This is a genomic window from Waterburya sp., from assembly GCF_058530065.1.
Genome location: NZ_JBZNBU010000107.1, coordinates 1 through 7809 on the forward strand (window position 1 = coordinate 1; position 7809 = coordinate 7809).

A 7809-nucleotide genomic window follows, 5' to 3' on the forward strand; every position below is an offset into this window, starting at 1 on the left:
AAAGAAGCAACTAATTCTCCACCACCCAAGATCGCCAATTTAGATAAGCCTAGTTGACCCAATTGGCTCAAAGCAGATCGCCAATCAATCGATAAGCGGTCATGATTGATGGGTTCTAGAGAAATAATGCGCTCGAATTCTTGCCTGTCGCGCCATAATTTCGCCCCACTAGGAATAGTGAGCAACCATCGCGGTACTGCTTGTTGGAAAAATCGCCAGCTAGAATCCAAAACCCCCGATGCTGAAGCTATAATTTGTACTGGTTGAGGGGCTTGCGATCGCTTTTTTCTAGCTGCTATTAAATCTGGATCGGATACAGATAAGGTAGTTCCATAAGCTCTTAATGTCCCCGCACCAAAAATTACACCATCTACTAAAGAAACTTGTTTTTCTAAATGCAGTCTATCGTTAGCCGAACCAAAACGGGCAGCAGTTGCTGCTCGATCTGCTATCTTTCCATCAGCAGTCATTGCTAAAATAACAGTAATTTCCGTTTGATGATTCATATATTTGTGCCGTAAATTAACCTAATGGCTATCATACAAATACAACAATAGAGATATAGTTATAGTATAAGCGTGCGCCTCGATCTTTTCTTATGAAACCAGGTCAATCTTCTTTCCGACGAATATTACTTTCGCGCATTCTTTTGGTTAGCGTTCCAATTTTGTTGATTGGAGTTTATGTCACTTATAGAAAAGCTCGTTCTGCTTTTTTAGAAACTGCCAGACAAAACTTAACAGAAAGTGCAGTAAGAAAAGGAGATTTGGTCAAACAGTCTATAGATGCTTTACGGAGTAATCTAGCTACTGCTAGCGATGCGGCAATTTCTCGTTCGGATATGCTCGATCCAGAATTATTAATCGATCAACTCAAAGAAGTTTTGCCCACAGAAATTTTATGCGCTCAGATTACCGATCTCACTCTCAATCAAGTTACTGCCACTACTTGCCAAGAACCAATTGAGTTAGAAAGTAGTAGTTGGAAAAAAAAGAAACAGCGAATTTTAACTACTGCTTCTCAAACAAGTGTTAAGCTCCTCTTGCCTTCGACTTCTTTACTTAGAGATGGGCAAAATACTACAGATAATCCCTTGCGCAAACAACTCAAGTTGTGGCTAACCGCACCAGTTTACGATCGCAACGGGGATTTGCGCTATGCTTTGAGCGTCCAATCGGCTCTTTTAACCCAAGAAATTACCGAACCAGGATCTTTGGAAGGCTACCCTGTAGTGATCGATCGCAACGGTACTATTTTAGCTCATCCTTTTGAACAGAGAGTAGGACGTAACATCAAACAAATGCCCGATGCTCTCAGGTTGAGTACTTTACTCGACAATGCGATCTCCGATAAACCAGATTTTCTGCATCTATTTTATTTAGAAAATGATGGAGTTGAAGTTGTAGCGGGATATAGTGCAATTCCTTCTCCCATAACTCAAGAAGTGGGAGATCAGTGGATCATTTTAGCAGTTAGTCCTCTCGATGCTGCCCTAGAACCTCTAAAAGATATTCGTCAAGCTTTGGTAGGAATGACTTTAGGATTAATTGCAGCTAGCTCTTTGGTAACTTTATACTTATCCCGCGAATTGGCTCGTCCTCTAGAACAAATTCGCGACTATTCTCTGCGGGAAGAGCGTTTGCATGGAGATAGTAGTTCGTCTTTAGGACTTGAGGAAGAAGAATCAAGCTCTAATTCCCAAAAACTGCCAGAGAATTTTCAAATTCGAGAATTCAATCAGCTTTCTGTTGCCCTCAATGATATGGTCAGTAGACTTCGGGCTTGGGGAGATGAAATTGTTTCTGCTTGGAAAGAAGCCCAAGCTGCTAATAAATTGAAGAGTGAATTTTTGGCTACTACTTCCCACGAATTGAGAACCCCCCTCAACGGTATCATTAATTGCATTCGTATTGTTCGAGATGAATATTGCGATAGTAAAGAAGAGGAGCGAGAATTTTTACAACAGGCAGATGATGCAGCGATTCATTTGTTGGGCATTATTAATGATGTATTAGATATTTCTAAGATTGAAGCGGGCAAAGTATCGGTAAATACGACCAGAGTAGATTTGAAGAAGATACTCAACGAAGTAATCGATCTGCACTTAGTTTCTATTCAGCAAAAAAAACTAGAGTTAATAACCCCTGTATGGGAAGAAGATATTTTTGTTTTAGCCGATCCTGCCAAACTCAAACAAGTCTTGATCAATATTATTAGTAATGCCGTCAAGTTTACCGACAGTGGCAGAATCAGTATAGAGACCATCTCGAACGCTCCAACTAAAGATTTTAAATCGGTAGAGGATCGTTTTTATGCCCTCGATCGCAGCCAGAGAAGTGATTTTGAAGAGCTTGAAACAATATCCAGTGATGATTTTTATCGCAGTGAAATTTCTCCTCTAGAAGCTACTCACTTATCGATTGGCGATCGCCAAAATCTATCCGAATCCGAATCATGCAGTCTCAATCCTGAAGTAGTCCTGATTGTTGAAGATACGGGGATTGGTATCGATATAAGCCAACAAGATAAACTATTTAACCCCTTTGTCATGGTGGATGGCTCGACTACCCGAAAATTCGGCGGTACTGGTTTGGGCTTGGCTATTTCCCGTAACTTGCTGGAATTAATGAATGGTTCTATTTCTTTATATAGTGCGGGAGAAAATCAAGGTACTACTGTTAAAATAACCCTACCTTTAGTAAATCCATAACCGAACTCAGGTTAAGTAGTCCGATCTATAAGTTATATTTTCAAGGTTGGGTAATATTCCCCATAAAGACGATTGTCTCGGTAATATCATCGCGAATCGCCAAAAAGAAAGGACGATTGACGTTCATGTTGAAAGAATTATTTTCAGGTTGAAGGGAGGTAATGCGAATACCAATAGAAGTTACTCCTGCTGCTTCAGTACCTTCTTCGTTAACTTCAATGTAGGTTTTGTGCTTAATATTATCCACTGTTACAGGAGTATCTGTCATAGCCGAAAAATTGGCACTTTGAGGAGCGAAGATTTGATTCAAACCTAAAGCAGATAATGATTCGGGTAAATCTAGTTCGTATTCCAATTGAAAGCGAGGAATAGTGATATCTCCTGACTGCGATCGCATTTTACTCAACCATTCTTGCCAATTATCATTATTTAGTTGTTGGTTGAATTCAGCCAGACTACTATTTTCAGCGGGGAGAAAAATATACATTCCCAATTCTTCTTTTTCTCCATAGGGCAATCTGACTGCCTGAAAGCGATCGCTTTGATAGTAGCGATAATTTCCCTTTTGATTCATCATCGGTATAGATCGCTCGGAATTGGGAGTGGTATGAAAAGGCAGATCGGTAGTTAGATCGAGATCGAATTTATTCGACCAAATGCCCTTAAAGTAAATCGCATTAATTAAATATAGTGCGTCTTCTGAAGAAGTAGAATCAATAATTTCGGGAATTTTATTATTAGTGTTTTTTGCCACCCAGTCATTGATAATATTTTTACTACGAGAGTCGGCAAAATCTAGATTGCTAACTTTTGCTTGATAAAAATCCTGCGCCCCATTAAGAAACTGTTGTTTGAGGCTAATATTTTTGTTGATCCACAGAGAATTAGCAATCGCCAAAGTAACATTAGGATCGGCAGTTTTCAGAGTCTCAATTAATTGCTCATAGCTAAGATCGATCGCATCAGGCTCTAAAGATTCTAACTGCAAAACATCGGTCAATTCCATTTTAGTTGCGCCATCTGTACCGCTTCTAGTCATGGCTAAAGCGATCGCAATACTACTAGGGGAAATTAACAGATTATCTTGTGGCTGCTGTTGTTGAATTTGGCTAAATAAGTTAAATCCAAAACTATTACTCGCACTAGCTACTCGACTCATTTGAGTTTCTATTGTTTCTCTCTCGGCTACAAGTTGATAAGACGAAGTAGGGGAAGTATTCAATTTATCTGAATCAATGGAATTAACTTCTTGTTGAGATGCCATAATTGCTAAAGCCAACAGTAAGCTGACACCAAGAGTTCCTAAAGTAGTATTGCGATTCATTAGAAATATAGATTGAGATAGTGTAGAGGCTTGGGCATGAAGACAAATTTTATTTATATTATGTTCCCCAAGGATATTATCTTGAAAGACTATCCAGAGCAAGCACTACGATAATCTATCTCGCCAATAGAATATTGTGGACATAGATTGGTCAGCCATGTTAGAAAAACTTCAGCCATAATCGATTCTAAATCGATAACTAAAGCGATTGGAATGAATTAACCTGGATTTTGTTTTAATCTATGTTATCTATATCTAAGATTAAAGTAGTAATAACATAAACTGTTTGAAAAACAATTTTAGCCAAAATATTACTGGAGGTAATAAAAGAGCGTGAATTTTCTGGAAATAATTGAAAAGGGTGGTATTTCAATGTATCCCCTATTATTGCTTTCAATCTTATCAATCTCCACGATTTTAGAGCGATTATTGTTTTGGTCAAGAGTTGTTTTTAAAGAGAAAAAAATCTTTAACCGCATTATGGAAGCTGCCGAAAGAAACTGGGATTTGGTGGGCAAAATCGCTCAAGAATATATTAATCATCCTTTAGGCAGTTTTGTCTATTCTCCTTTCAAAATGTCCGATCCAGATCCAGATATGTTTCACATTGCCCTAGAGTCGGCAGCAGAAGAACAATTAGCTAGAATGCGTAAGGGAGATAAAGTATTAGAGGCTATAATTGCTCTTTCTCCCTTATTAGGCTTGTTTGGAACGGTATGGGGTCTGATTCAAGCTTTGAGTTCGATTAAAATTAGTGACTTGGGGACAGCAGATTCTTCTGGAGTAACTCTGGGTATTGGGGAATCATTGATTTCTACCGCAGTCGGTTTATTAGTAGCGATTATCAGTTTGAGTTTTTATCGCTTGTTTCAAGCCTTTTGGGTAAATCAAATCAGGATTTTGCGTCGCATGGGAAGTCGTCTGGAGGTTATGTATCGCGATCGCTGGAGCAAACTAGAATCGGGAGAATTAGATCCAGTAGAAGGGGTGATTCCAGGAGATGACGAATATTCTTTTATTAAAATTAAACCACCCAATCAGTAAGTAGCAAGTAGTAAGTAGCAAGTAGCGAGTAATTATTGTGAGTTCTAAAAGAAAATATAAACCCAAACCCATACAGCCAATGAAACTTTGGCAGGATGATAGTCAATCTAGCGGAGCAAATATCGAAATTTTGCCGTTAATTGACGTTATTTTCTGTATTTTGACTTTTTTTATTTTGGCAGCAGTCAATTTTTCTCGCCAACAGGCGATTAGTTTAGATTTACCTCAAGCTAAGACTGGTACTCCTCAATTACAGAATATTTTAATTGTCACCATAGACGATCTCGGTCAGTTATATGTAGATAAAGATCTCGTCAGTCGTAGCGATTTGGCTTGGGAAATAAAAAAATATAATCAGGCTAACCCCAATGGCTTGATGACCCTGTATGCAGCCAAAAACTCTACCTACAGGGAAGTAGTAGAAGTACTCGATATACTCCGAGAAGTAGGAGGCGATCGCGTGGCTTTGGCCACACTCCCCGAAGGTTCTCAAGCACCCACTCAACCTGCGACTCCTGGAGTCAATCCCGCTATTCCTGGTAGCGTTAATCCTTTTACCAATCCTCCCCAACCCCCTGGACAATAGTAAATCACTAGAGCAGGAACAAAGCGATCGCATCTATTGCCGATAGACGGAATTATTGTTTCTACAAGGAAAAAAACCAATATTATCCAGTAAATACAACTTCTGACTCAAAACCAGTCAATCATGAGAAAAATAATTATCCAATTCTGCCACTAATATAATCTTCAGTTTGCTTGTTTAAAGGTTTATTAAATACATCTTTAGTTCTGCCAAACTCAATTAACTCCCCAAGATACATAAATGCTGTATGGTCGGAAATACGAGCAGCTTGCTGCATACTGTGAGTGACGATCAAAATAGTGACCCTATCTTTGAGCATTCCCATCAATTCTTCGATACTAGCGGTAGCAATGGGATCTAGAGCAGAAGTAGGCTCGTCAAACAACACGATTTCAGGGTCTGCAACCAAAGCACGAGCGATACACAAACGCTGTTGCTGTCCCCCTGAAAGATTATATGCCGATTCATTGAGACGATCTTTAACCTCATCCCAAAGTGCGGCACCTCTAAGGGCATCTTCTACTTTTTCATCCATGAGACGACGATTGTTGATGCCTCGTACTCTCAAGCCATAGGCAACATTTTCGTAGATCGATTTGGGAAAAGGGTTGGGCTTTTGAAACACCATACTAATCCGCATCCGCACTTCAATGGGATCGATTTTGCGCCCCAGAATATTAGTGTCTTTGTCCAGCCAAATAGCACCAGCATAACGATTGCCTGGATAAAGATCGTGCATCCGATTGAAACAGCGCAAAAAAGTCGTTTTACCGCAACCAGAAGGTCCAATTAATGCCGTAACGCTATGCTCTGGGACGGTCATATTGATGTTTTTCAGGGCGTGAAAAGAACCGTAATAAAAATCGAGGTCTGCTACCTCTGCTTTGGGAATAGAAATAACGTGTTCTTGTGAATTATTAATTACCATTTGATATCTTTACGTAGTTGATAGCGGAGAAAAATTGCGATCGCATTAATGCCCAGAGTCATAAAAATTAGTACAGTACCCGCCGCCGCCGCGTTGATTTCAAAAGCAGCTTGGGGACGAGATACCCAGTTAAACATTTGAATGGGCATCACTGTAAAGGGAGATTGCAACCATTGAAAAGAGATAAAGGGAAATTCGCTACTAACAGGAGGTTCGGGCAAGAAAGCAATAAAGGTTAACGCGCCAATGGTAATGATCGGGGCAGTTTGACCGATCGCTCTGGACAAGCCAATAATTACTCCCGTCAAAATACTACCAAATGAATAGGGCAGTATATGATCCCAAATAGTTTGCCATTTGCTCGCACCCAAAGCATAAGCAGCTTCCCGCAGACTGTTAGGGATGGCGCGAATTGACTCTCTGGTGGTAACAATTACCACAGGCAAGATTAGCAACGCCAAAGTTAAACCAGCAGATAAGATACTCTGTCCTAAGCCTAATTCGTAGACAAATAAACCTAATGCCAGCAAACCATAGATAATAGAAGGAACGCCAGCTAAATTGGTTACATTGATTTCAATTAAGTCTGCTAGCCAGTTTTTTTTCGCATATTCTTCAAGATATACTCCCGAAGCTACCCCTAAAGGAATAGCAGCAAATGCCGTTACGATCATGACCAAAAGCGTACCTACCCAAGCAGAGAGAATTCCTGCTCTAGAAGCGCGACGGCTGGGAAAAGAAGTAAAAAATTCAGGAGTAATTCTCTCAGCCCCCTGAATTGCCATTTTAATTGTTAAGGTCAGCAGAATTACGGTGGCAATAGTAATTACTATGATTCCAATGAGAGCAAATAAAGTATTAATCAACTTACGACGATTAATATTAGCCCGCATTTTCTGAAGATCTGATTGAGACATTGATGTGAAAGAATAAAGTCTGTAATCTAATATATTTCGCGGTATTTTTTAGCCAGGAAGTGACCGAGGAAGTTTAAGAACAAAGTCATTAAAACCAAAGTTAGTCCCGCAGCAAAGATCGTCTGATATTCCAGAGTGCCGTGGGGTAAATCCCCCAAACTAACTTGGGCAATATAAGAAGTAATGGTTGCAGCCTGATCGAAAGGATTAAAAGTCAAATTAGGTCTTAACCCTGCTGCGATCGCCACAATCATTGTCTCTCCCACTGCCCTAGATGTACCCAAAATATAGGAAGAACTA

Annotated in this window: 7 protein-coding genes and 1 pseudogene; 3 read left to right on the plus strand and 5 right to left on the minus strand. The window is 39.7% G+C overall.

What is annotated here, in order from left to right; genetic code table 11:
• The coding region (locus AC33VI_RS07090) for a RibD family protein (RefSeq protein WP_491781565.1) at nt 1–506 on the minus strand (506 nt) is incomplete at its 3' end.
• Between the two features lie 92 nt (nt 507–598).
• On the opposite strand from AC33VI_RS07090, the gene AC33VI_RS07095 reads away from it, so the two are divergent.
• Complete coding sequence (locus AC33VI_RS07095) at nt 599–2710, plus strand: sensor histidine kinase (RefSeq protein ID WP_491781566.1); 2112 nt, start codon at nt 599–601, stop codon at nt 2708–2710.
• A gap of 40 nt (nt 2711–2750) precedes the next feature.
• Here AC33VI_RS07095 and AC33VI_RS07100 read toward each other — a convergent pair whose 3' ends face one another.
• Nucleotides 2751–4034, minus strand: a complete 1284-nt coding sequence (locus AC33VI_RS07100; protein ID WP_491781567.1) for a serpin family protein — start codon at nt 4032–4034, stop codon at nt 2751–2753.
• A 333-nt stretch (nt 4035–4367) separates the two neighbouring features.
• On the opposite strand from AC33VI_RS07100, the gene AC33VI_RS07105 reads away from it, so the two are divergent.
• Together AC33VI_RS07105 and AC33VI_RS07110 are read left to right on the plus strand one after the other, a co-directional pair.
• Nucleotides 4368–5078 (plus strand): MotA/TolQ/ExbB proton channel family protein, encoded by a 711-nt coding sequence (locus AC33VI_RS07105; RefSeq protein ID WP_491781568.1) that lies wholly within the window; start codon nt 4368–4370, stop codon nt 5076–5078.
• Between the two features lie 37 nt (nt 5079–5115).
• Nucleotides 5116–5664: an ExbD/TolR family protein gene (locus AC33VI_RS07110; protein ID WP_491781569.1), complete on the plus strand. Its 549-nt coding sequence runs from the start codon at nt 5116–5118 to the stop codon at nt 5662–5664.
• Between the two features lie 136 nt (nt 5665–5800).
• Here AC33VI_RS07110 and pstB read toward each other — a convergent pair whose 3' ends face one another.
• The 3 genes and pseudogenes from pstB to AC33VI_RS07125 form a co-directional block, all read right to left on the minus strand.
• Entirely contained in the window at nt 5801–6592 is a 792-nt protein-coding gene (gene pstB, locus AC33VI_RS07115) for a phosphate ABC transporter ATP-binding protein PstB (protein ID WP_491781570.1), read from the minus strand.
• A complete protein-coding gene (pstA, locus tag AC33VI_RS07120; protein ID WP_491781571.1) occupies nt 6586–7509 on the minus strand; it encodes a phosphate ABC transporter permease PstA in 924 nt (307 codons plus the stop codon). The genes pstB and pstA overlap by 7 nt, the downstream gene beginning before the upstream one ends.
• A 26-nt stretch (nt 7510–7535) precedes the next feature.
• Nucleotides 7536–7809 (minus strand): annotated as a pseudogene (locus tag AC33VI_RS07125) (phosphate ABC transporter permease subunit PstC); the annotation flags it as partial.

Bases quoted from the DNA above. Each gene is read 5' to 3' on its own strand.
- AC33VI_RS07095 (WP_491781566.1), top strand. From the start codon at position 599: ATGAAACCAGGTCAATCTTCTTTCCGACGAATATTACTTTCGCGCATT.
- AC33VI_RS07100 (WP_491781567.1), bottom strand. From the start codon at position 4,034: ATGAATCGCAATACTACTTTAGGAACTCTTGGTGTCAGCTTACTGTTG.
- pstA (WP_491781571.1), bottom strand. From the start codon at position 7,509: ATGTCTCAATCAGATCTTCAGAAAATGCGGGCTAATATTAATCGTCGT.
- pstB (WP_491781570.1), bottom strand. From the start codon at position 6,592: ATGGTAATTAATAATTCACAAGAACACGTTATTTCTATTCCCAAAGCA.